Source organism: Bradyrhizobium sp. Tv2a-2 (genome assembly GCF_000472425.1).
In the GTDB taxonomy this organism is placed as follows: Bacteria; Pseudomonadota; Alphaproteobacteria; order Rhizobiales; family Xanthobacteraceae; genus Bradyrhizobium.
The window spans coordinates 48448-68993 of record NZ_AXAI01000027.1 but is presented as its reverse complement, the minus strand read 5'-3'; the positions used below and the strand labels follow the sequence as shown (position 1 = coordinate 68993).

Annotated in this window: 31 protein-coding genes and 1 pseudogene; all 32 read right to left on the bottom strand. The window is 63.0% G+C overall.

Annotation, left to right across the window (positions count from 1 at the left end; all coding sequences use genetic code 11):
• Positions 1 to 315: 315 nt before the first annotated feature.
• Positions 316 to 1109 (bottom strand): annotated as a pseudogene (locus A3AI_RS44115) (SDR family NAD(P)-dependent oxidoreductase).
• 196 nt (positions 1110 to 1305) lie between these two features.
• On the bottom strand, positions 1306 to 1722 hold the full coding sequence (gene rplQ / locus A3AI_RS0135585) for a 50S ribosomal protein L17 (RefSeq protein WP_024520104.1): 417 nt from the start codon (positions 1720 to 1722) through the stop codon (positions 1306 to 1308).
• Positions 1723 to 1867: 145 nt separating this feature from the next.
• Positions 1868 to 2911 (bottom strand): DNA-directed RNA polymerase subunit alpha, encoded by a 1044-nt coding sequence (locus A3AI_RS0135580; protein ID WP_198030314.1) that lies wholly within the window; start codon positions 2909 to 2911, stop codon positions 1868 to 1870.
• Positions 2912 to 3020: 109 nt separating this feature from the next.
• Positions 3021 to 3410: a 30S ribosomal protein S11 gene (gene rpsK / locus A3AI_RS0135575; RefSeq protein ID WP_007603045.1), complete on the bottom strand. Its 390-nt coding sequence runs from the start codon at positions 3408 to 3410 to the stop codon at positions 3021 to 3023.
• 115 nt (positions 3411 to 3525) lie between these two features.
• Positions 3526 to 3894, bottom strand: coding sequence for a 30S ribosomal protein S13 (rpsM, locus tag A3AI_RS0135570; protein ID WP_024520102.1), 369 nt, complete (start codon positions 3892 to 3894; stop codon positions 3526 to 3528).
• Between the two features lie 193 nt (positions 3895 to 4087).
• Complete coding sequence (locus A3AI_RS0135565; protein ID WP_024520101.1) at positions 4088 to 4954, bottom strand: adenylate kinase; 867 nt, start codon at positions 4952 to 4954, stop codon at positions 4088 to 4090.
• A gap of 72 nt (positions 4955 to 5026) precedes the next feature.
• Positions 5027 to 6358: a preprotein translocase subunit SecY gene (secY, locus tag A3AI_RS0135560; protein ID WP_024520100.1), complete on the bottom strand. Its 1332-nt coding sequence runs from the start codon at positions 6356 to 6358 to the stop codon at positions 5027 to 5029.
• A 152-nt stretch (positions 6359 to 6510) separates the two neighbouring features.
• Positions 6511 to 6996 carry a 50S ribosomal protein L15 gene (gene rplO, locus A3AI_RS0135555; protein WP_024520099.1) on the bottom strand — a complete coding sequence of 162 codons (486 nt, stop codon included), beginning with the start codon at positions 6994 to 6996 and terminating at the stop codon, positions 6511 to 6513.
• Positions 6997 to 7015: 19 nt separating this feature from the next.
• The gene (rpmD, locus tag A3AI_RS0135550; protein WP_024520098.1) at positions 7016 to 7204 is read right to left on the bottom strand and encodes a 50S ribosomal protein L30; all 189 of its coding nucleotides are present in this window, start codon (positions 7202 to 7204) and stop codon (positions 7016 to 7018) included.
• 24 nt (positions 7205 to 7228) lie between these two features.
• The gene (gene rpsE, locus A3AI_RS0135545; RefSeq protein WP_024520097.1) at positions 7229 to 7804 is read right to left on the bottom strand and encodes a 30S ribosomal protein S5; all 576 of its coding nucleotides are present in this window, start codon (positions 7802 to 7804) and stop codon (positions 7229 to 7231) included.
• 59 nt (positions 7805 to 7863) lie between these two features.
• Positions 7864 to 8226 carry a 50S ribosomal protein L18 gene (rplR, locus tag A3AI_RS0135540; protein WP_024520096.1) on the bottom strand — a complete coding sequence of 121 codons (363 nt, stop codon included), beginning with the start codon at positions 8224 to 8226 and terminating at the stop codon, positions 7864 to 7866.
• 11 nt (positions 8227 to 8237) lie between these two features.
• Positions 8238 to 8771, bottom strand: coding sequence for a 50S ribosomal protein L6 (rplF, locus tag A3AI_RS0135535; RefSeq protein WP_024520095.1), 534 nt, complete (start codon positions 8769 to 8771; stop codon positions 8238 to 8240).
• A 17-nt stretch (positions 8772 to 8788) separates the two neighbouring features.
• Positions 8789 to 9187, bottom strand: coding sequence for a 30S ribosomal protein S8 (gene rpsH / locus A3AI_RS0135530; protein WP_024520094.1), 399 nt, complete (start codon positions 9185 to 9187; stop codon positions 8789 to 8791).
• Between the two features lie 15 nt (positions 9188 to 9202).
• Positions 9203 to 9508: a 30S ribosomal protein S14 gene (rpsN, locus tag A3AI_RS0135525; protein WP_024520093.1), complete on the bottom strand. Its 306-nt coding sequence runs from the start codon at positions 9506 to 9508 to the stop codon at positions 9203 to 9205.
• Between the two features lie 43 nt (positions 9509 to 9551).
• Positions 9552 to 10109 (bottom strand): 50S ribosomal protein L5, encoded by a 558-nt coding sequence (gene rplE / locus A3AI_RS0135520; protein WP_036050811.1) that lies wholly within the window; start codon positions 10107 to 10109, stop codon positions 9552 to 9554.
• Complete coding sequence (rplX, locus tag A3AI_RS0135515; protein WP_024520091.1) at positions 10102 to 10416, bottom strand: 50S ribosomal protein L24; 315 nt, start codon at positions 10414 to 10416, stop codon at positions 10102 to 10104. Before rplX ends, rplE begins: the two co-directional genes overlap by 8 nt.
• Positions 10416 to 10784, bottom strand: coding sequence for a 50S ribosomal protein L14 (gene rplN, locus A3AI_RS0135510; protein WP_024520090.1), 369 nt, complete (start codon positions 10782 to 10784; stop codon positions 10416 to 10418). The genes rplX and rplN overlap by 1 nt, the downstream gene beginning before the upstream one ends.
• A gap of 93 nt (positions 10785 to 10877) precedes the next feature.
• Entirely contained in the window at positions 10878 to 11126 is a 249-nt protein-coding gene (gene rpsQ / locus A3AI_RS0135505; protein ID WP_024520089.1) for a 30S ribosomal protein S17, read from the bottom strand.
• 12 nt (positions 11127 to 11138) lie between these two features.
• The gene (gene rpmC, locus A3AI_RS0135500; protein WP_024520088.1) at positions 11139 to 11345 is read right to left on the bottom strand and encodes a 50S ribosomal protein L29; all 207 of its coding nucleotides are present in this window, start codon (positions 11343 to 11345) and stop codon (positions 11139 to 11141) included.
• A gap of 5 nt (positions 11346 to 11350) precedes the next feature.
• Complete coding sequence (gene rplP, locus A3AI_RS0135495; RefSeq protein WP_024520087.1) at positions 11351 to 11764, bottom strand: 50S ribosomal protein L16; 414 nt, start codon at positions 11762 to 11764, stop codon at positions 11351 to 11353.
• Between the two features lie 30 nt (positions 11765 to 11794).
• On the bottom strand, positions 11795 to 12496 hold the full coding sequence (rpsC, locus tag A3AI_RS0135490; protein ID WP_024520086.1) for a 30S ribosomal protein S3: 702 nt from the start codon (positions 12494 to 12496) through the stop codon (positions 11795 to 11797).
• A gap of 21 nt (positions 12497 to 12517) precedes the next feature.
• Complete coding sequence (gene rplV, locus A3AI_RS0135485) at positions 12518 to 12898, bottom strand: 50S ribosomal protein L22 (RefSeq protein WP_024520085.1); 381 nt, start codon at positions 12896 to 12898, stop codon at positions 12518 to 12520.
• Positions 12899 to 12908: 10 nt separating this feature from the next.
• On the bottom strand, positions 12909 to 13187 hold the full coding sequence (gene rpsS / locus A3AI_RS0135480; RefSeq protein ID WP_024520084.1) for a 30S ribosomal protein S19: 279 nt from the start codon (positions 13185 to 13187) through the stop codon (positions 12909 to 12911).
• A gap of 12 nt (positions 13188 to 13199) precedes the next feature.
• Entirely contained in the window at positions 13200 to 14033 is an 834-nt protein-coding gene (gene rplB / locus A3AI_RS0135475) for a 50S ribosomal protein L2 (protein ID WP_024520083.1), read from the bottom strand.
• Between the two features lie 12 nt (positions 14034 to 14045).
• Positions 14046 to 14345 carry a 50S ribosomal protein L23 gene (locus A3AI_RS0135470; protein WP_024520082.1) on the bottom strand — a complete coding sequence of 100 codons (300 nt, stop codon included), beginning with the start codon at positions 14343 to 14345 and terminating at the stop codon, positions 14046 to 14048.
• Positions 14342 to 14962 (bottom strand): 50S ribosomal protein L4, encoded by a 621-nt coding sequence (gene rplD / locus A3AI_RS0135465; RefSeq protein WP_024520081.1) that lies wholly within the window; start codon positions 14960 to 14962, stop codon positions 14342 to 14344. The genes A3AI_RS0135470 and rplD overlap by 4 nt, the downstream gene beginning before the upstream one ends.
• 2 nt (positions 14963 to 14964) lie before the next feature.
• A complete protein-coding gene (gene rplC, locus A3AI_RS0135460; protein ID WP_024520080.1) occupies positions 14965 to 15681 on the bottom strand; it encodes a 50S ribosomal protein L3 in 717 nt (238 codons plus the stop codon).
• Between the two features lie 62 nt (positions 15682 to 15743).
• Positions 15744 to 16052, bottom strand: a complete 309-nt coding sequence (rpsJ, locus tag A3AI_RS0135455; protein ID WP_002712302.1) for a 30S ribosomal protein S10 — start codon at positions 16050 to 16052, stop codon at positions 15744 to 15746.
• Between the two features lie 88 nt (positions 16053 to 16140).
• Positions 16141 to 17331, bottom strand: a complete 1191-nt coding sequence (gene tuf, locus A3AI_RS0135450; RefSeq protein WP_024520079.1) for an elongation factor Tu — start codon at positions 17329 to 17331, stop codon at positions 16141 to 16143.
• A gap of 40 nt (positions 17332 to 17371) precedes the next feature.
• The gene (gene fusA / locus A3AI_RS0135445) at positions 17372 to 19444 is read right to left on the bottom strand and encodes an elongation factor G (protein WP_024520078.1); all 2073 of its coding nucleotides are present in this window, start codon (positions 19442 to 19444) and stop codon (positions 17372 to 17374) included.
• 36 nt (positions 19445 to 19480) lie between these two features.
• Positions 19481 to 19951 (bottom strand): 30S ribosomal protein S7, encoded by a 471-nt coding sequence (gene rpsG, locus A3AI_RS0135440; RefSeq protein ID WP_024520077.1) that lies wholly within the window; start codon positions 19949 to 19951, stop codon positions 19481 to 19483.
• Between the two features lie 27 nt (positions 19952 to 19978).
• The gene (gene rpsL / locus A3AI_RS0135435; protein WP_006611834.1) at positions 19979 to 20350 is read right to left on the bottom strand and encodes a 30S ribosomal protein S12; all 372 of its coding nucleotides are present in this window, start codon (positions 20348 to 20350) and stop codon (positions 19979 to 19981) included.
• Between the last annotated feature and the right edge of the window lie 196 nt (positions 20351 to 20546).

Sequence of the window (20546 nt, the reverse complement as noted above, 5' to 3'; positions counted from 1 at the left end):
TCTCCGCGGCCACGCTAGTGACACACAATTCTCACAGATGCGCGACTTCTCGCGCGCTGCTGTTGAACGAAACTTGATATCGATGTGTTCAATCCCAACGTGCGCACTGCTTCATCAGAGAGGACTGACTGCGCAGGCTCGAGCTTCTCGACAATCCGGTCACCGCATTGCGTTCGGGTCTGAGAGTTTTCGCGCAGTCGAGCTTCTTTTCCGTCGGCGAGAGCTACTCCGACCAGTCTGCCACTTTCACCGCCAAACTCGATGAGAGCGCGGTGATCCAAAATCTCCGCTTGCGGATACCAATCGGATACCGCGTCAGCCGATAGTGTTGACGATGCCGCCTTCTACCCTCAGCGCTGCACCGTTGGTCGCCGAAGCTTCCTTTGAAGCAACATACACGACCATGTTCGCGACCTCGTCGGTATCGGCAAATCGCTGCAGCAGGGAATCGGGACGCTGCTGCTTCACGAAATCCGCCGCCAACTGCTCCAACGACCGGCTGCTGCGCTTGGCAGCCGCCTTCAGCATCACTTCTGTGCCAGCGGTCATGGTCGGTCCCGGCAGCACCGAGTTGACCGTCACAGCCGTCCCCCGCGTCAGCTTGGCAAGCCCTCGCGAGATCGCGAGCTGCGCAGTCTTGGTCATGCCGTAGTGGATCATCGCGACCGGAATGTTCAGCGCGGATTCCGACGAGATGAGGATGATGCGGCCCCAGTTGCGCTTGAGCATGCCCGAGAGAGGCGCGCGACAGCCGCACACCCGACATCACGTTGACCTCGAAGTAGCGGCTCCACTCCTCGTCGGGAATCTTGAAGAAATCCTTCGACTCGAAGATTCCGGTATTGTTGATGAGGATATCGACCTCGGGGAGCGCCTTGGTGAGCGCTGCGCAGCCTTCGGCAGTCGAGACATCGGCGGCGATGCCGCGGAGTTTCGCTCCCGACACGGCTTGCTGGAGCCTAGTCACGGCCGCCTCGACCGTGTCCCGGCCGCGCCCGTTGATGACGACCTCGGCGCCCGATGCTGCGAGAACCCCTGGCGATAGCGTAACCGATGCCGGCGGTCGAGCCCGTGACAAGGGCAGTTTTTCCGGAAAGATCGATCTTCATGGACCATCTCCATTGTTGCCTTGGAGATATTGACAGCAGCGTGCGCGGGCGCAATCGGCGCGTAGCACGTTCGGGACCGCGCTATCCCGATCGTCCTGCGAACGCCAGAGGACGGTGAGGCAGCGGCAGCGTGCCCAAAACAAAAAAAGCGGCGCTTGCGGCGCCGCTTTTGAAAGCTCTCGAGGTAACCGCGGACTTATGCCGCTTCCGCTTCCTTCGCCTCGACCGGACCGGAATCCTGGCCCTTGGCATCGACGTCGCGATCGACAAATTCGATCACGGCCATCGCGGCGTTGTCGCCGTAACGGAAGCCGGCCTTGATGATGCGGGTGTAGCCGCCCTGGCGGTCCTTGTAGCGGGTCGCGAGCACATCGAACAGCTTCTTGACCTGGTCGATATCGCGCATCTCGCTGATCGCCTGGCGGCGCGCGGCGAGCCCGCCCTTCTTGCCGAGGGTGACCAGCTTCTCGACGATCGGGCGCAGCTCCTTGGCCTTTGGCAGCGTGGTGACGATCTGCTCGTGCTTGATCAGCGCGGCGCACATGTTGGCGAACATCGCGCGGCGATGCTCGTGGGTACGATTGAGCTTCCGATGAACCTTGCCGTGACGCATTGGTCTATTCCTTCATTTCAGTTTGCCGCGACGGTTCGTCGGACATGTTGCTCAGGTGGGCTGCCTGCGTTCGCCCGCCAAAGCGCGCTTCGCGCCTTGGATTTGTCATGGCCGGGACGCTCCCGGCCACGGCGATGACTTCAGCTCAGTAATGATCCTCGAAGCGCTTGGCGAGCTCGTCGATGTTCTCCGGCGGCCAGCCCGGCACTTCCATGCCGAGATGCAGGCCCATCTGCGCCAGCACTTCCTTGATCTCGTTCAGCGACTTGCGGCCGAAGTTCGGAGTGCGGAGCATTTCAGCTTCCGACTTCTGCACGAGGTCGCCGATATAGACGATATTGTCGTTCTTCAGGCAGTTGGCCGAACGCACCGAGAGCTCGAGCTCGTCGACCTTCTTGAGGAAGGCCGGGTTGAAGGCGAGATCGGGGATGATCTCCTGCGTGACTTCCTTGCGCGGCTCTTCGAAATTCACGAAGACGTTGAGCTGATCCTGCAGGATGCGTGCAGCGTAAGCGACCGAATCGTCCGGCGAGATCGCGCCGTTGGTTTCGATGGTCATGGTCAGCTTGTCGTAGTCGAGAATTTGTCCCTCGCGGGTGTTCTCGACCTTGTAGGAGACCTTGCGCACGGGCGAGAACAGGCTGTCGATCGGAATCAGGCCGATCGGCGCATCCTCGGGCCGGTTGCGCTCAGCGGGCACGTAGCCCTTGCCGGTCGCGACCGTGAACTCCATGCGAATCTCGGCGCCATCGTCGAGCGTGCATATTTGCAGGTCCGGATTGAGCACGGTGATGTCGCCGACGGTCTGGATGTCACCGGCGGTGACGGCGCCCGGGCCCTGCTTCTTCACGACCATGCGCTTCGGGCCTTCGCCCTGCATCTTGATCGAGATGTCCTTGATATTGAGCACGATATCGGTCACGTCCTCGCGCACACCGGCGATCGACGAGAACTCGTGCAGCACGCCGTCGATATGCACCGACTGCACCGCGGCGCCCTGCAGCGAGGACAACAGCACGCGCCGCAGCGCATTGCCGAGCGTCTGGCCGAAGCCGCGCTCCAGCGGCTCGGCGACCAGCGTCGCAAAGCGCGACGCGTCGGAGCCCGGCGTCACCTGGAGCTTGTTGGGGCGGATAAGTTCCTGCCAATTCTTCTGGATCGTCACTGTTTCACCCTTGGGCCAGCCAATCTGCCGTCTCGACTGCTGGCGTTGGAAACGTCGCGGATCAAAGGCCGCGGCTGATCAAACAAAAGCAAGAACGTCGCAGGCGATAGGCTTCTCGCCTGCGACGCGAACGTCAAACGCGCCGGCGCTTGCGGGGCCGGCAACCATTGTGCGGGATCGTCGTCACGTCACGGATCGAGGTGACGGTGAAGCCCGCGGCCTGCAACGCGCGGAGCGCCGATTCTCGGCCCGAACCGGGACCGGCGACCTCGACTTCCAGCGTGCGCATGCCGTGTTCCTGCGCCTTCTTGGAAACGTCCTCCGCCGCGACCTGCGCGGCATACGGGGTCGACTTGCGCGACCCCTTGAAACCCATCGTGCCGGCCGACGACCAAGCAATGGTGTTGCCCTGCGCGTCGGTGATGGTGATGGTCGTGTTGTTGAACGACGAGTTCACATGCGCCACGCCGGAGGCGATGTTCTTGCGCTCGCGACGGCGAACGCGGGTGGCTTCCTTGCCCATTTCTAACCTTTCCTAGAGATCTCAAACGCCGCCGTAATGCCAGCGGCTACACCTGTGAACGAAACGCGAGCAGCGAACGAATCCGTTCGCCACTCCCGCCTCGCCATTCGCTAACTTACTTCTTCTTGCCGGCGATCGCCTTGGCCGGCCCCTTGCGCGTGCGCGCGTTGGTGTGGGTGCGCTGGCCGCGCACCGGCAGGCCGCGGCGATGACGCAGGCCGCGGTAGCAGCCGAGATCCATCAGCCGCTTGATGTTGATGCCGGTCTCGCGGCGAAGATCGCCCTCCACCACGTAGTCGCGGTCGATGACTTCGCGGATCTGCAGCACTTCCGCGTCGGTGAGCTGGCTGACGCGACGCTCCTCGGGGATCTTGACCTTCTCGACGATGTCGGCCGCGATCTTCGGACCGATGCCATGGATGTACTGGAGCGCGATCAGGACGCGCTTGTTGGTCGGGATGTTGACGCCGGCAATACGGGCCACAGACTTCTCTCCTGTCGCCGGTCCTTTTCGTGCGGGAGCGGCTACTTAAGTTCTTGCTATCTCGGGCAGGTGTCCGCAAACGCGAACACGACGCCTTGCCCTCTGCGTTCCTCGGGGCGAGGCATCGTCTGAATAACTATCCGACTGGATACCACGCTTATTAATGGATTCAGGGTCGTTTCGTCAACCGCCCCTAGGCCTTAGCTCGCCTTTTCGTGAGCTTTTTTGCACTTCCCCGTCCAGCCTTCTTGGAGCCCTTCCGGACTGCCTCGGAGGCCCGTTTGACGACCCTTCGGGCGGCTTTGGCGGCCTTTTTGGCCGCCGGACGGCGCTTGGTGGCGCTGGTCGCCCTCTTTCCGGGAGCCTTCGCTGGCGCTTTCGGGGCCGCCTTCCGGGTCCCCGCCGGTTTTTTCGCTGACTTCGTAGCCCGCCGCTTGGCGGAACCGGCCTTTTTGGCCGCCTTGCCGGGCGCGGCGCCGATGGCATGCAGGATTCGGCCGATCTCGCGGGTGACCTCTTCGATGGTCATCATGCCATCGACGGTGAGAAGTTTGCGGCGCTCGGAGTAATAGTGAATCAACGGCTCCGTCAACGAGCGGTAGCTCGCTAGGCGCCTGGTCAGCACCTCCGGCGTATCGTCGAGCCGCACCTCCTCGCCACGCGCTCGCGTTTCCTCGGCGCGCTTCTCAACCCGCGCGAGCAGCGCGCTTTCGTTGACGCGGAGCTCAACCACGGCGTCGAGCTTCATGTGCTTGCGCTTCAGAAGCTCGTCCAGCGCTTCGGCCTGCGGCACCGTGCGCGGAAAGCCGTCCAGGATAAAGCCGGCCTTGGCATCGGGCAGCTCGATCCGGTCGGATATGATGTTGACCACAATCTCGTCCGGGACAAGGCCACCGCTGGCCATGATGTCCTTGGCTTGCAGCCCGACCGGCGTGCCGGCCGCTACCGCCGCACGCAGCATCTCCCCGGTGGAGAGCTGGACAATGCCGTTTCGCTCGACCAGCCGCTGCGCCTGGGTACCCTTGCCAGATCCCGGCGGTCCCAGAAGAATCAGTCTCATCGGTGTTCGCCCCCCGGCGATCGGTGAGCGAAACTCACCTGTTGTTATGCGGTCCCTTAGGCCCCGCGCGCCCTAGCGGCGGCGCCCTCTCAATTTCGACTTCCTGATCAGCCCCTCATATTGATGGGCGAGCAGATAGCCCTGAACCTGCGACACGGTGTCCATTGTGACACTGACGACGATCAAAAGCGACGTACCACCAAAGTAGAACGGCACCGACGCGTAGGAAATCAGAATTTCGGGTATCAGGCAGACGATCGCAAGATAAATCGCGCCGAGCACCGTGATCCGCGACAAAACGTAGTCGATATATTCCGCGGTGCGTTCGCCGGGACGAATGCCCGGGATGAAACCGCCGTGCTTCTTCAGATTGTCCGCCGTCTCGGTCGGGTTGAACACGATCGCGGTGTAGAAGAACGCGAAGAAGACGATCAGGGCGAGATAGAGCACCAGGAACAGCGGGCGGCCGTGGCCAAGCTGAGTCGTTATCCACTGGAACCAATCCGGCCCCTTGCCGGCGTTGAAGTTGGCGACCGTGGTCGGCAACAGCAGCAGCGACGAGGCGAAGATCGGCGGAATCACGCCCGAGGTGTTGAGCTTGAGCGGCAGATGCGAGGACTGGCCCTCGAACATCTTGTTGCCGACCTGGCGCTTCGGATACTGGATCAGGAGCCGACGCTGGGCGCGCTCCATGAACACGATGAAGGCGATCACGGCGACCGCCATGATGATGACGATCAGGATCAGGCCGGTCGACAACGCGCCCTGGCGGCCGAGCTCCAGCATGTTGGCGAGCGCCGTCGGCAGCTCGGCGACGATGCCGGAAAGAATGATCAGCGAAATGCCGTTACCGATGCCGCGCGAGGTGATCTGCTCACCCAGCCACATCAGGAACATGGTGCCACCGGTCAGCGTCACCGCGGTCGACAAGCGGAAGAACATGCCGGGATCGCTGACGACATTGCCCGCCCCCTCCAGGCCGACCGCGATGCCATAGGACTGGAATGCGGCGAGCAGCACGGTGAGGTAGCGGGTGTACTGGTTCAGCGTCTTGCGGCCCGCCTCGCCTTCCTTCTTCAGTGCTTCGAGCTGGGGGGAGACCGTGGTCAGGAGCTGGATGATGATCGATGCCGAGATGTACGGCATGATGTTGAGCGCAAAAATCGCCATGCGGTGGATACCGCCGCCGGCGAACATGTTGAACATGCCCAGAATGCCGCCCTGCTGGGTGCGGAACACCTGCTCCCAGATGGTCGGATCAATGCCGGGCAGCGGAATGTAGGTGCCGAGCCGGTAGACCAGCAGCGCACCGAGGGTGAACCAGATGCGCTTCTTGAGCTCGTCGGCCTTGGCGAACGCGCCGAAGTTGAGGTTTGCCGCCAGTTGTTCAGCTGCTGAGGCCATGTTCTGACTTTCTCCCGCCGCCCTTGCGCCGTCATGACCGCTGAACCGCGCGGGACATCAGGCGGACGCCGGACAGTATTTGGTGCTCGGCTTCGATAAGTCCATCGCAAACCCGGCGTCGCCGTCCGCTCGTGCGGACGATGACGCAGATGTTACGCCGCCTCGCCGTCTTCCTTCGCAGGTGCGAGCAGCTTGACCGAGCCGCCGACCTTCTCGACCGCAGCAACCGCTGACTTCGAGGCACCGTGCACCTCGACATTCAGCTTTGCCTTGATCTCACCGCGGCCGAGCAGCCGCACACCGGCCTTGGCGCGCTTGAGCACGCCGGCCTTCACCAGCGATTCGGCGTTGATCACGGCGCTCGCATCGAGCAGCTTGGCATCGATCGCCTGCTGGATCCGGTCGAGATTGACCTCGGCGTATTCGACACGGAAGATGTTGTTGAAGCCGCGCTTGGGCAAGCGCCGGTGCAACGGCATCTGTCCGCCTTCAAAACCCTTGATTCGGACGCCCGAACGCGCGGTCTGACCCTTGCCGCCGCGGCCCGAGGTCTTGCCCTTGCCGGAACCGATGCCGCGGCCAACGCGCATGCGCTTCTTGCGCGAGCCGGCATTGTCGGCGATCTCGCTGAGCTTCATCGCCCTTCTCCTTATTCTCTTACTTCTCGTCGACGACGCGAACGAGATGATGAACCTTTTCGATCATGCCGCGCACCGCCGGGGTGTCCGGCAGTTCGGAAACACGCCCGATGCGATTGAGCTTCAGCCCGATCAGCGTCGAACGCTGCGAATGGTGGCGGCGGATCGGGCTGCCGGTCTGCTCGACCTTGATCGTCTTAGCGGCCATTGTCCTAAACTCCGAAAAGCGTGATTAGTCTGCCGCCGCCTCGGCATCGCCGCCGACGCGACGGGCCTGCAGGGAGGAGACCTTGATGTTGCGGCGAGCGGCGACCGAGCGCGGCGAATCCTGGTGCTTCAGCGCGTTGAAGGTCGCGCGCACCATGTTGTACGGGTTGGACGAGCCGATCGACTTCGCCACCACGTCCTGGATGCCGAGCGTCTCGAACACGGCGCGCATCGGGCCGCCGGCGATGATGCCGGTACCGGCGGGCGCCGCACGCAGATAGACACGGCCCGCGCCGTGACGGCCGGCGATGTCGTGATGCAGGGTGCGGCCCTCGCGCAGCGCGACGCGGGTCAGGTTGCGCTTGGCGGCATCGGTTGCCTTGCGGATCGCCTCCGGCACCTCGCGCGCCTTGCCGTGGCCGAAACCGACCCGGCCCTTCTGGTCGCCGATGACGACCAGCGCCGCAAAGCCGAAGCGCTTGCCGCCCTTGACGACCTTCGCCACGCGATTGATGTGGACCAGCTTGTCGACGAACTCGCTGTCGCGCTCCTCGCGCTCCCTGCTCCGTTCGCGTCCGCCGCGTTCGCGTTCCGCTGCCATGGTTCTTTCCAATCTCTCAAGGAGGCTGACGCCTCAATCCTCGTATCCGATTCGATCCGTTAGAAGCTGAGCCCGCTCTCGCGCGCCGCATCCCCCAGCGCCTTGACGCGCCCGTGATAGAGATAGCCGCCGCGATCGAACACGACTTCCGTGACGCCCTTCTTCACGGCACGCTCCGCCAGCAGCTTGCCGACGGCCTTGGCCGCTTCGATATCCGCACCGGTGTTGCCGCTCGTGCGCATATCCTTCTCGAGCGACGAGGCCGAGGCGACGGTTTCGCCCTTCAGATCGTCGATCACCTGGGCATAGATGTGCTTGGACGAGCGGAACACGCTCAACCGCGGGCGGCCGCCACCGGAGCGGCGCAGCGCCAGGCGAACGCGCTGCTTGCGCCGGGCATTCGTGACCTTGTTTCTGGACATGACCGGCTCCGTTACTTCTTCTTGCCTTCCTTGCGGAAGATGAATTCATCGACATACTTCACGCCCTTGCCCTTGTAGGGCTCCGGCGGGCGGAAGGCACGGATCTCGGCGGCAACCTGGCCGACGCGCTGGACATCGGTGCCGGTGATGGTGATCTCGGTCGGCTTCGGCACCACGACGGTGATGCCCTCCGGGATCGGGAAGACCACGTCGTGACTATAGCCGAGCGCGAGTTGCAGGTTCTTGCCCTGCATCGCGGCGCGATAGCCGACGCCAGTGATCTCGAGCTTCTTCTCGAAGCCCTTGGTGACGCCGGCGACCAGGTTCGCGATCTGCGCCCGTGCCGTGCCGTAGAGGGCACGCGCGCGGTTGGTCTCGTGGCGCGGCGCAACCTTCACCTGCCCGTTCTCGAACTTCACCTCGACGTCGTCATGGACGATGAACTGAAGCTGGCCCTTCGGCCCCTTCATCTTGACGGTCTGGCCGTCGACGGTCGCGGTCACACCGGACGGCACCGCCACTGGCTTCTTGCCAATACGTGACATGGCTCAAAAAATCCTTCTCAGAACACCGTGAAGAGAATTTCGCCGCCCACATTCGCGTCGCGCGCGACGTGGTCAGCCATGATTCCCTTCGGCGTCGACAGCACCGAAATGCCGAGCCCGTTGTTGACCCGCGGCAGGTTCTTCACCGAGGTGTAGACCCGACGACCGGGCTTGGAGACCCGCTCGATCTCGCGGATGACGGGCTCGCCATCGAAATATTTCAGCTCGATCTCGAGCTCGCTGCGTCCCGAGGAATGCTCGACCGAGGCATAGCCGCGGATATAGCCTTCCGACTTCAGCACCTCGAGCACGCTGGCGCGCATCTTGGAGCCGGGGGTCGAGACCTTCGACTTCGAGCGCATCTGCGCGTTGCGGATGCGGGTGATCAGATCGCTGATTGGATCGTGCGTAGACATGCTTTTCGATCCTCCTTACCAGCTCGACTTCACGAGCCCGGGAACCAGGCCCTTGGAGCCGAGTTCACGCAGCGCGATGCGCGACAGCTTGTTCTTGCGATAATTCGAGCGCGGACGGCCCGTCAGCTCGCAACGGTTGCGAATGCGGGTGGTCGACGAATTGCGCGGCATTTCCGCAAGCTTCAGGGTCGCGGCGAAACGCTCCTCCATCGGCTTGGTCTTGTCGGCGATGATGGCCTTCAGCCTCGCCCGCTTGGGCGCGGCATTCTTGGACATCCGCTTGCGCCGGTTGTTCTTCTCGATTGAACTCTTCTTTGCCATGCTTGGCTCCTGGGTATCCGCGTTTGAGAAGCTTTTCAGCGTCTCACTGCCGGAACGGGAAATTTAAGGCGGTCAACAGGGCACGCGCCTCGTCATCGGTACGCGCGGTGGTGCACACCGTGATGTCCATGCCCCACGATTCCCCGGCTTTTTCGAAATCGATCTCCGGGAAAATGATGTGCTCCTTGATGCCGAGCGAATAGTTGCCGCGGCCGTCGAAGCTCTTCGGATTGAGCCCGCGGAAGTCGCGCACGCGCGGCAGCGCGACGTTCACCAGGCGATCGATGAACTCGTACATGCGCGCCTTGCGCAGCGTGACCTTGCAGCCGATCGGCTGGTTCTCGCGCAGCTTGAAGGTCGCGATCGCGGTCTTCGAATACGTCACGATGGCCTTCTGGCCCGCGATCAGCGTGAGGTCGGCAGCCGCAGTCTCCGCCTTCTTGCGGTCGTTGACGGCCTCGCCGACGCCCATGTTGAGCACGACCTTGTCGAGCCGGGGCACCTGCATGACGTTGGCGTAGCCGAATTTCTCGGTCAGCTGGGCCTTGATCTTGTGGTCATATTCCGCGCGCAGGCGCGGCACGTAAACGGTATCAGCCATCGATCTCAGCTCCCGAGCTCTTGGCAATGCGGACTTTCTTGCCGTCCGCGTGAATCTTGAACCCAATGCGCGTCGGCTTTCCGTCCTTGCCGAGATACGCGATGTTGGACAGGTCGATCGGCGCCTCCTTGGAGATGATGCCGCCTTCCTGGGCCTGGGTCTGCTTCTGGTGGCGCTTGACGAGGTTGACGCCGCGGACGAGCGCGGTGCCTTCGGTCGGACGCACCTCGAACACCTCGCCGGTGCGGCCCTTGTCGCGGCCGCTCAGCACGATGACCTTGTCACCCTTGCGAATCTTGGCAGCCATCACAGCACCTCCGGCGCCAGCGAAATGATCTTCATGTGGTTCTTGGCACGCAGCTCGCGCGGCACGGGCCCGAAAATACGGGTACCGACCGGCTCCTGCTGATTGTTGATCAGCACGGCGGCGTTGCGGTCGAAACGGATCACCGAGCCGTCGGCGCGGCGGATGTCCTTGCGGACCCGCACCACCACGGCCTTCATCACGTCGCCCTTCTTCACCTTGCCGCGCGGAATCGCCTCCTTGATGGAGACGACGATCACGTCGCCGATGGTGGCGTAGCGGCGCTTGGAGCCCCCGAGCACCTTGATACACATGACACGGCGTGCGCCGGAATTGTCGGCCACGTCGAGGTTGGTCTGCATCTGAATCATTGATGCACCTCGTCCTCTTCAATCTGTCGCGCAAACGACTTGCGCTTGAATTTCAAAAAAAGCTGGCCCGGGCTTGTGAGCCCGGAGCCCGCCTCAGGCGGTCTGCTTGTGTTCGCCCCGGATCACGGTCCAGCGCTTCAACTTCGAGATCGGCTTGCTCTCCTCGATCCACACCGTGTCGCCCGGCTTGAACTCGTTGTTCTCGTCGTGCGCATGGTAGTTCTTGGAGCGGCGGATCGTCTTCTTGTAGATCGGGTGGGTGAAGCGGCGATCGACGCGCACCACCACGGTCTTCTGTTGCTTGTCGCTGACGACCACGCCCTGCAGCGTACGTTTCGGCATTGCTTGGCCCTCTTACTTCTTCTTCGCGCGCTGTTCGGCGGCGATGGTCTTGATACGGGCGATGTCCCGGCGCGCCTGCTTGAGACGCGAGGTGTTCTCCAGCTGCCCGGTGGCGCGCTGAAAGCGCAGGTTGAAGCGCTCCTTCTTCAGATTGAGGACGGCGTCGTCCATCTGGTCGGGGCTCATCGCGCGGATGTCTTCAACTTTCATCTCGGCCATCGGCATTACTCCGCAATGCGCTCGACGAAGCGGGTCTTGATCGGCAGCTTGGCTGCCGCCAGGCCCAAAGCCTCGCGCGCGGTCTGGTTGGGAACGCCGTCGATCTCGAACAGCACACGGCCGGGCTTCACCCGCACCACCCACAATTCTGGCGAGCCCTTGCCCGAGCCCATGCGGACTTCAGCGGGCTTCTTCGACACCGGCACATCGGGGAACACGCGGATCCAGACGCGGCCGGCGCGCTTCATGTGACGGGTGAGCGCACGGCGCGCGGCTTCGATCTGGCGCGCGGTGACGCGTTCCGGCTCCATCGCCTTCAGGCCAAACTGGCCGAAGGACAACGTCGCGCCCGAAGACGCGACGCCGTGGATGCGGCCCTTATGCGCCTTCCGGAACTTCGTTTTCTTTGGTTGCATCATGGCTTTAAGCCCTCAAACTCTCAAAATGCCTCAAGCGGCGTCGCGGCGCGGCCGCGATGAGCCCTCGCCCTCGGCCATCCGCTTGTCCTGCGCCATCGGATCGTGCTCGAGGATCTCGCCCTTGAAGATCCAGACCTTCACGCCGCAGGTGCCGAAGGTGGTGAATGCGGTGGCAACGCCGTAGTCGATATCGGCACGCAGCGTGTGCAGGGGCACGCGGCCCTCGCGGTACCACTCCATGCGCGCGATTTCCGCGCCGCCCAGGCGACCCGAGCAGTTGATACGGATGCCCTCGGCGCCGAGACGCATCGCCGACTGAACGGCGCGCTTCATGGCGCGTCGGAACGCGACGCGGCGCTCGAGCTGCTGCGCGATCGATTCGGCAACCAGCGTCGCGTCGAGTTCGGGCTTCCTGATCTCGACAATGTTGATCACGACGTCGGACGAGGTGATGTCGGCGACCTTCTTGCGCAGCTTGTCGATGTCGGCGCCCTTCTTGCCGATCACCACGCCCGGACGGGCCGAGTGAATGGTGACGCGGCACTTCTTGTGCGGACGCTCGATCACGATGCGCGCGACAGCTGCCTGCTTGAGCTCCTTGTGCAGGATCTCGCGGATCTTGACGTCCTCGTGCAAGAGCTTGCCGTACTCGCTCTTGCCGGCGAACCAGCGCGAATCCCAGGTCCGGTTGATGCCGAGACGCAAGCCGATCGGATTGATCTTTTGACCCATCTTATTCTCCCGCGCCCCTAACTAAGCGCTCGCCTCGACCTGACGAACGACGATCGTCAGCTGCGAAAACGGTTTGAAAACACGGCCCGAACGGCCACGGCCGCGCGGAGCGAAACGCTTCATCACGATGCCGTTGCCGACATGCGCCTCCGTGACCACGAGATCGTCGACTTCGAGATCGTGGTTGTTCTCGGCATTGGCGATTGCCGATTCCAGGCACTTTTTGACGTCGACCGCGATCCGCTTGCGCGAGAACTGCAGATCGGCGAGCGCGGCGGACGCCTTCCGGCCGCGGATCATCTGCGCGACCAGATTGAGCTTCTGCGGGCTCACCCGCAGCATCCGGGCGACCGCCTTGGCCTCATTGTCCGCGAGGGCGCGTTGGCGCTTTGGTTTGCTCATCGCTTTATCCTCAAGCCCTCTTGGCTTTCTTGTCGCCCGAATGGCCATGGAAGGTCCGGGTCGGCGAGAACTCGCCGAACTTGTGACCGACCATTTCCTCGTTGACCGAGACCGGGACGTGCTTCTGGCCGTTGTAAACGCCGAACACCAGGCCGACGAACTGCGGCAGGATGGTCGAGCGGCGGCTCCAGATCTTGATCACGTCATGACGGCCGGAAGCGCGCGCCGCATCCGCCTTCTTCAGCAGCGACGCCTCGACGAACGGGCCTTTCCAGACTGAACGAACCATGTCCGGCGTTCCTTATTTCTTCCGCTTGTGGCGGCTTAGGAGAATGAATTTGTCGGTCGACTTGTTGGAGCGGGTCTTCTTGCCCTTGGTGGGCTTGCCCCATGGAGTGACCGGATGACGGCCGCCCGAGGTGCGGCCTTCGCCGCCGCCGTGCGGGTGGTCGATCGGGTTCATGGAAACACCGCGGTTATGCGGACGGCGGCCGAGCCAGCGCTTGCGGCCCGCCTTGCCGATCGAGATGTTCATATGATCGGGGTTCGACACAGCACCGATGGTGCCGCGGCAGCGGCCGTGCACCAAGCGCTGCTCGCCCGAGTTCAGGCGCAGGATGACGTAGTCCTGGTCGCGGCCGACGATCTGAGCGTAGGTGCCGGCCGAACGCGCGAGCTGACCGCCCTTGCCGATCTTGGTCTCGATGTTGTGGATGATGGTGCCGACCGGCATGTTGCCGAGCGGCATGACGTTGCCCGGCTTCACGTCGACATAGTTGCCGGCGATGATGGTGTCGCCCACGGCCATGCGCTGCGGCGCCAGGATGTAGGCCTGCTCGCCGTCCTGGTACTTGATCAGCGCGATGAAGCCGGTGCGGTTCGGATCATATTCCAGCCGCTCGACGGTCGCGGGGACGTCGACCTTGTTGCGCTTGAAGTCGACCAGGCGATAGGCCTGCTTGTGGCCACCGCCGCGGAAGCGCACGGTGATGCGCCCGTTGTTGTTGCGCCCGCCTGTCGACTGCTTGCCTTCGGTCAGGGTCTTGACCGGCTTGCCCTTGTAGAGAGCCGAGCGGTCGACCATGACCAGCTGGCGCTGGCCCGGGGTCGTCGGATTGAATTGCTTGAGTGCCATGACCGTATTGCCTCAGAGTCCGGTGGTCACGTCGATGCGGTGGCCCTCTTCGAGGGTCACGATCGCGCGCTTGGTGTCCGACTGCGAGCCATAAGTGCCGCGGAACACCTTGTTCTTGCCCTTGCGCACCAGCGTGTTGACGCTCTTGACCTTGACGTCGAACAGCTTCTCGACGGCTTCCTTGATCTGCGGCTTGGTCGCCTTGGCGGCGACCTTGAACAGAACCTTGTTGTGCTCGGAAGCCATCGTGGCCTTCTCGGTCACGACGGGTGCGACGATGATGTCGTAGTGGCGAGGCTCGATGTTCTTCATTTGAAGCGCGCCTCCAGCGCATCGATTGCCGCCTTGGTCAGCACGAGCTTCTGACGGCGCAGGATGTCGTAGACGTTGATGCCCTGGATCGGCAGCACGTCCATGTTCGGTATGTTGCGGGCCGCATTGGCGAAGCCGTTATGCAGCTCAGCGCCGTCGATGATCAGCGCGTTGGTCAGACCAAGCCCCGAGAAGTGACCGAGCAGCGCCTTGGTCTTGGCGGCCTCGAGCTGGGCGGCCTCGAGCACGACGAGATCGCCGTCCTTGGCCTTGGCCGAGAGCGCATGCTTGAGCGCCAGCGCGCGGACCTTCTTCGGCAGGTCGGTGGCGTGCGAACGCACCACCGGGCCGAAGGCACGGCCACCGCCGCGGAACTGCGGCACGCGGGCCGAGCCGTGACGGGCGCCGCCGGTGCCCTTCTGCTTGTACATTTTCTTGCCGGTGCGCCAGATCTCGGCGCGGCCCTTGGCCTTGTGGGTGCCGGCCTGGCGCTTGTTGAGCTGCCACTGCACGCAGCGTGCGATGATGTCGGCGCGCGGCTCGAGGCCGAAAATCGCATCCGACAGCGTGACCGAGCCCGCGTCCTTGCCTTCGAGGGTCGTGACTTTCAGTTCCATCGTCAGGCTCCCTGCTCGGCCGGCGCTTCGGCAGCCGCATCACCCACGACCTTGAACTTGCCGGGCTTCGGCGCGTCCTTCGGCAGCGGCTTCTTCACGGCGTCGCGCACCCTGATCCAGCCGCCCTTGGAGCCGGGAACGGCGCCCTCGACCAGGATCAGGCCACGCGCGACGTCGGTCTGCACCACGCGCAGGTTGAGCGTGGTAATGCGATCGACACCCATGTGGCCGGGCATCTTCTTGTTCTTCCAGGTCTTGCCGGGGTCCTGACGGCCACCGGTCGAACCGATCGAGCGGTGCGAGACCGACACACCGTGGGTGGCGCGCAGACCGCCGAAATTCCAGCGCTTCATGCCGCCCGCGAAACCCTTACCGATCGAGGTGCCGGTGACGTCGACGAACTGGCCGACCACGAAGTGATCCGCCTGGATCTCCGCACCGACCGGGATCAGCGCATCCTCGGAGACGCGGAATTCCTGGACGTCGCGCTTCGGCTCAACCTTGGCGACCGCGAACTGTCCACGTTCGGCCTTGGGCATATAGACGGTCTTGCGGCTGCCCGAACCAAGCTGCAGCGCGACATAGCCATTCTTCTCCTTGGTGCGGTGACCAAGGACCTGGCAATTGCCCAGCTTCAGCACGGTCACGGGGATATGCTCGCCGGTCTCTGTGAAGACCCGCGTCATCCCGACCTTCTGTGCGATCACTCCGGAGCGCATCGGTGTGCTTCCTGTTCTTCTCTGGTCCGCGCTTCTCTCAAGCGGCGGACGGAATTGAAATCTTAGAGCTTAATCTCGACGTCGACACCGGCGGCCAGGTCGAGCTTCATGAGAGCATCGACGGTCTGCGGGGTCGGATCGACAATATCGAGAAGGCGCTTGTGGGTGCGCATCTCGAATTGCTCGCGGCTCTTCTTGTCGACGTGCGGCGAACGGTTGACGGTGAACTTCTCGATGCGGGTCGGCAGCGGAATGGGTCCGCGAACCTGCGCGCCGGTCCGTTTCGCCGTGTTCACGATCTCACGGGTCGACGTATCGAGAATGCGATGGTCGAACGCCTTGAGTCGTATGCGAATATTCTGGCCGTTCATTGCCGTAGCTTTCTTTTGTCTGGCGAGTAGCGGGGGCGAATAGCGAATGGATTGACCTGTTCGCTATCCGCCATTCCTATTCGCTTCCTTACTCGATGATCGCGGCAACGACGCCGGCGCCGACGGTGCGGCCGCCTTCACGAATGGCGAAGCGCAGCTTCTCCTCCATCGCGATCGGCACGATCAGGTGCACTTCCATCGCGATGTTGTCGCCCGGCATCACCATCTCGGTGCCTTCCGGCAGATGCACCACACCAGTCACGTCGGTGGTGCGGAAGTAGAACTGCGGACGGTAGTTGGTGAAGAACGGGGTGTGACGGCCGCCCTCTTCCTTGGTGAGGATGTAGGCCTCGGCCTTGAACTTGGTGTGCGGCTTGACCGAACCCGGCTTGCACAGCACCTGGCCGCGCTCGACTTCCTCGCGCTTGGTACCGCGGAGCAGCGCACCGATGTTGTCGCCTGCCTGGCCCTGATCGAGCAGCTTGCGGAACATTTCGACGCCGGTGACCGTGGTCTTCTGGGTCGCACGCAGACCCACGATCTCGATTTCCTCGCCGACCTTGATGATGCCGCGCTCGACACGGCCGGTCACCACGGTGCCGCGGCCGGAGATCGAGAACACGTCTTCGACCGGCATCAGGAAGGGCTGGTCGATCGGACGCTCGGGCTGCGGAATGTACTCGTCGACATTCTTCATCAGCTCGAGGATCGCCTCATGGCCGAGCTTCTTGTCGCTATCTTCGAGAGCGGCAAGCGCCGAACCCTTGATGATCGGGATCTTGTCGCCGGGGAATTCGTACTTCGACAGCAGTTCGCGCACCTCGAGCTCGACGAGCTCGAGCAGCTCGGGATCGTCGACCATGTCGCACTTGTTGAGGAACACGACCAGCGCCGGCACGCCGACCTGGCGGGCGAGCAGGATGTGCTCGCGGGTCTGCGGCATCGGGCCGTCGGCGGCGGACACGACCAGGATCGCACCGTCCATCTGGGCGGCGCCGGTGATCATGTTCTTCACGTAGTCGGCGTGGCCGGGGCAGTCGACGTGCGCATAGTGGCGGTTCTTGGTCTCATACTCGACGTGCGCGGTCGAGATGGTGATGCCACGCGCCTTCTCTTCCGGCGCCTTGTCGATCTGGTCGTACGCCGTGAACGTTGCACCGCCGGTTTCCGCCAGGACCTTGGTGATCGCCGCCGTTAGCGACGTCTTGCCATGGTCGACGTGACCGATCGTTCCGATATTGCAGTGCGGCTTGTTACGTTCAAACTTTGCTTTGGCCATTTGACTCTCCGTTCAATCGCTAGCTTGCAGCTGGCGACAATCAGGCAAACTTCTTCTGGACTTCTGCTGACACGTTCGCCGGCGCTTCCGCGTAATGGTCGAACTGCATCGTGAAGGTAGCGCGACCCTGGCTCATCGAGCGCAGGTTATTCACGTAACCGAACATGTTCATGAGCGGCACCATCGCATTGATGACGTTGGCGTTGCCGCGCATGTCTTGACCCTGGATCTGGCCGCGCCGCGAGTTGAGGTCGCCGATGACCGAACCGGTGTAGTCTTCCGGGGTCACCACTTCGACCTTCATGATCGGCTCGAGCAGAACGGACTTGCCCATCTGCAGCGCTTCGCGGAAGCAGGCGCGCGTGGCGATTTCGAAGGCCAGCGCCGACGAGTCGACGTCGTGGTACTTGCCGTCAATGAGCTGGACCTTGACGTCCACCACCGGGAAGCCCGCCACCACGCCCGAACCGAGCACGCTCTCGACACCCTTTTCGACGCCCGGGATGTACTCCTTCGGCACCGCGCCGCCGACGATCTTCGATTCGAACTCGTAGCCTTTGCCGGCTTCGTTGGGCTCGACGATGATCGTCACCGCGGCGAACTGACCGGTACCGCCGGTCTGCTTCTTGTGGGTGTAGGAATGCTCGACCCGCTTGGTCACGCGCTCACGGAACGCCACCTGCGGCGCGCCGATATTGGCGTCGACCTTGTAGGTCCGCTTCAGGATGTCGACCTTGATGTCGAGATGGAGTTCGCCCATGCCCTTGAGGATGGTCTGGCCGGACTCGTGATCGGTCGACACCCGGAACGACGGATCTTCCGCCGCGAGCTTCGCAAGTGCGATGCCCAGCTTTTCCTGGTCCGCCTTCGACTTCGGCTCGATCGCGATCTCGATCACCGGATCCGGGAATTCCATCTTTTCCAGGACCACTTCGTGGTTGGGATCGCACAGCGTGTCGCCGGTGCGGGCTTCCTTGAGGCCCGCGAGCGCCACGATGTCACCGGCATAGGCTTCCTTGATGTCCTCGCGGTTGTTCGCGTGCATCAGCAGCATACGCCCGATCCGCTCTTTCTTCTCGCGGGTCGAGTTGATGACACCGGTGCCGGAGGTCAGCACGCCCGAATAGATGCGGCAGAAGGTGATGGTGCCGACAAACGGGTCGTCCATGATCTTGAACGCGAGCAGCGCGAGCGGCTCCTTGTCGTCGGCCCTGCGGATGACTTCATTGCCCTTGTCATCGGTGCCCTTGATCGCGGGCACGTCGATCGGCGACGGCAGATAGTCGACGACGGCGTCGAGCAGCGGCTGCACGCCCTTGTTCTTGAAGGCCGAGCCGCACAGCACCGGATAGAACGCGCCCGTCAGCACCGCCTTGCGGAGCAGCCGCTTCAGTGTCGCCTCGTCCGGCTCGGTGCCGTCGAGATAGGCGGCCATGGCATCGTCGTCGAGTTCGACGGCGGCCTCCACCATCTTCTCACGATATTCCTTGGCCTGGTCTACGAGGTCGGCCGGGATGTCGACATAGTCGAACTTGGCGCCGAGCGACTCGTCGTTCCAGACGATGGCCTTCATCTTCACGAGGTCGACGACGCCCTTGAAGTTGTTCTCGGCGCCGATGGGCAGCTGGATCGCGATCGGCTTCGCGCCCAGGCGGTCGACGATGTCGGCCAGGCACTTGAAGAAGTCGGCACCGGTCTTGTCCATCTTGTTGGCGAAGACGATGCGCGGAACCTTGTACTTGTCGCCCTGGCGCCAGACGGTCTCGGTCTGCGGCTCGACGCCCTGGTTGGAGTCGAGCACGCACACGGCGCCGTCGAGCACGCGCAAGGAACGCTCGACCTCGATGGTGAAGTCAACGTGGCCGGGCGTGTCGATGATGTTCAGACGCTTGCCGTTCCAGAACGCAGTGGTCGCAGCCGAAGTGATCGTGATGCCACGCTCCTGCTCCTGCTCCATCCAGTCCATCGTCGCGGCACCTTCGTGCACTTCGCCGATCTTGTGGCTCTTACCGGTATAATAGAGGATGCGCTCGGTGGTCGTGGTCTTGCCGGCGTCGATATGCGCCATGATACCGAAGTTACGATAGTCCTCGATGGCATGTTGGCGGGGCATGGGGTTATTCCTTCAAATTCCGTTCGTTTCGCCGGATCACCAGCGATAGTGCGAGAAGGCGCGGTTGGCTTCCGCCATACGGTGCACGTCTTCACGCTTCTTGACGGCGTTCCCCCTGTTGTTTGACGCGTCGAGCAGCTCCGCCGAGAGCCGCTCCGTCATGGTCTTCTCGTTGCGCTCGCGAGCGGCCGAGATGAGCCAGCGGATGCCAAGGGCCTGGCGGCGCACGGCGCGCACCTCGACCGGAACCTGGTAGGTGGCACCGCCGACGCGGCGAGAACGCACCTCGATGGTCGGCATGACATTTTCCAGCGCCTGCTCGAAGACAGGGAGCGGGTTCTGCTTGGTCTTGGTCTCGATGATGCCGAGGGCGCCGTAGACGATACCTTCGGCGACCGACTTCTTCCCGGCGTACATCACCGAGTTCATGAACTTCGTAATGATGATGTTCCCGAACTTCGGGTCCGGAAGCACTTCACGCTTTTCGGCAGAATGGCGACGCGACATCTGATCTGTTCCCTCGTCCCGCTTGGCTTACTTGGGACGCTTCGCGCCGTACTTCGAACGGCGCTGCTTGCGGTTCTTGACGCCCTGGGTGTCGAGGACGCCGCGGAGAATGTGGTAGCGCACGCCGGGCAAGTCCTTGACGCGGCCGCCGCGGATCATGACCACCGAGTGCTCCTGCAGGTTATGGCCCTCACCCGGGATGTAGCCGATTACCTCGAAGCCGTTGGTCAGGCGCACCTTGGCGACCTTGCGAAGCGCCGAGTTCGGCTTCTTCGGAGTCGTCGTATAGACGCGCGTACACACGCCCCGCTTCTGCGGCGACTGCTGCAGCGCCGGCACCTTCTTGCGCGACTTCTGCACTTCGCGCGGATTTGCGATCAGTTGGTTGATCGTCGGCATCTTGGCCTTCACCTTCCAGTTCGCGCGAAACCGTTTCTCGGCTTCGCAAAATCCTTAAGTCTCGGGGTCACCGCCCCGCCGGGCCGCCTTGGTCGCGAAAACTATTCGCGCAAAGCGAAATCGCGCCAGCCGCCCATCGCTGAGCGGAAAGCGCTTCGACGCCACAGAGGACCGCGGTAAATCGGCTTAACAGCTT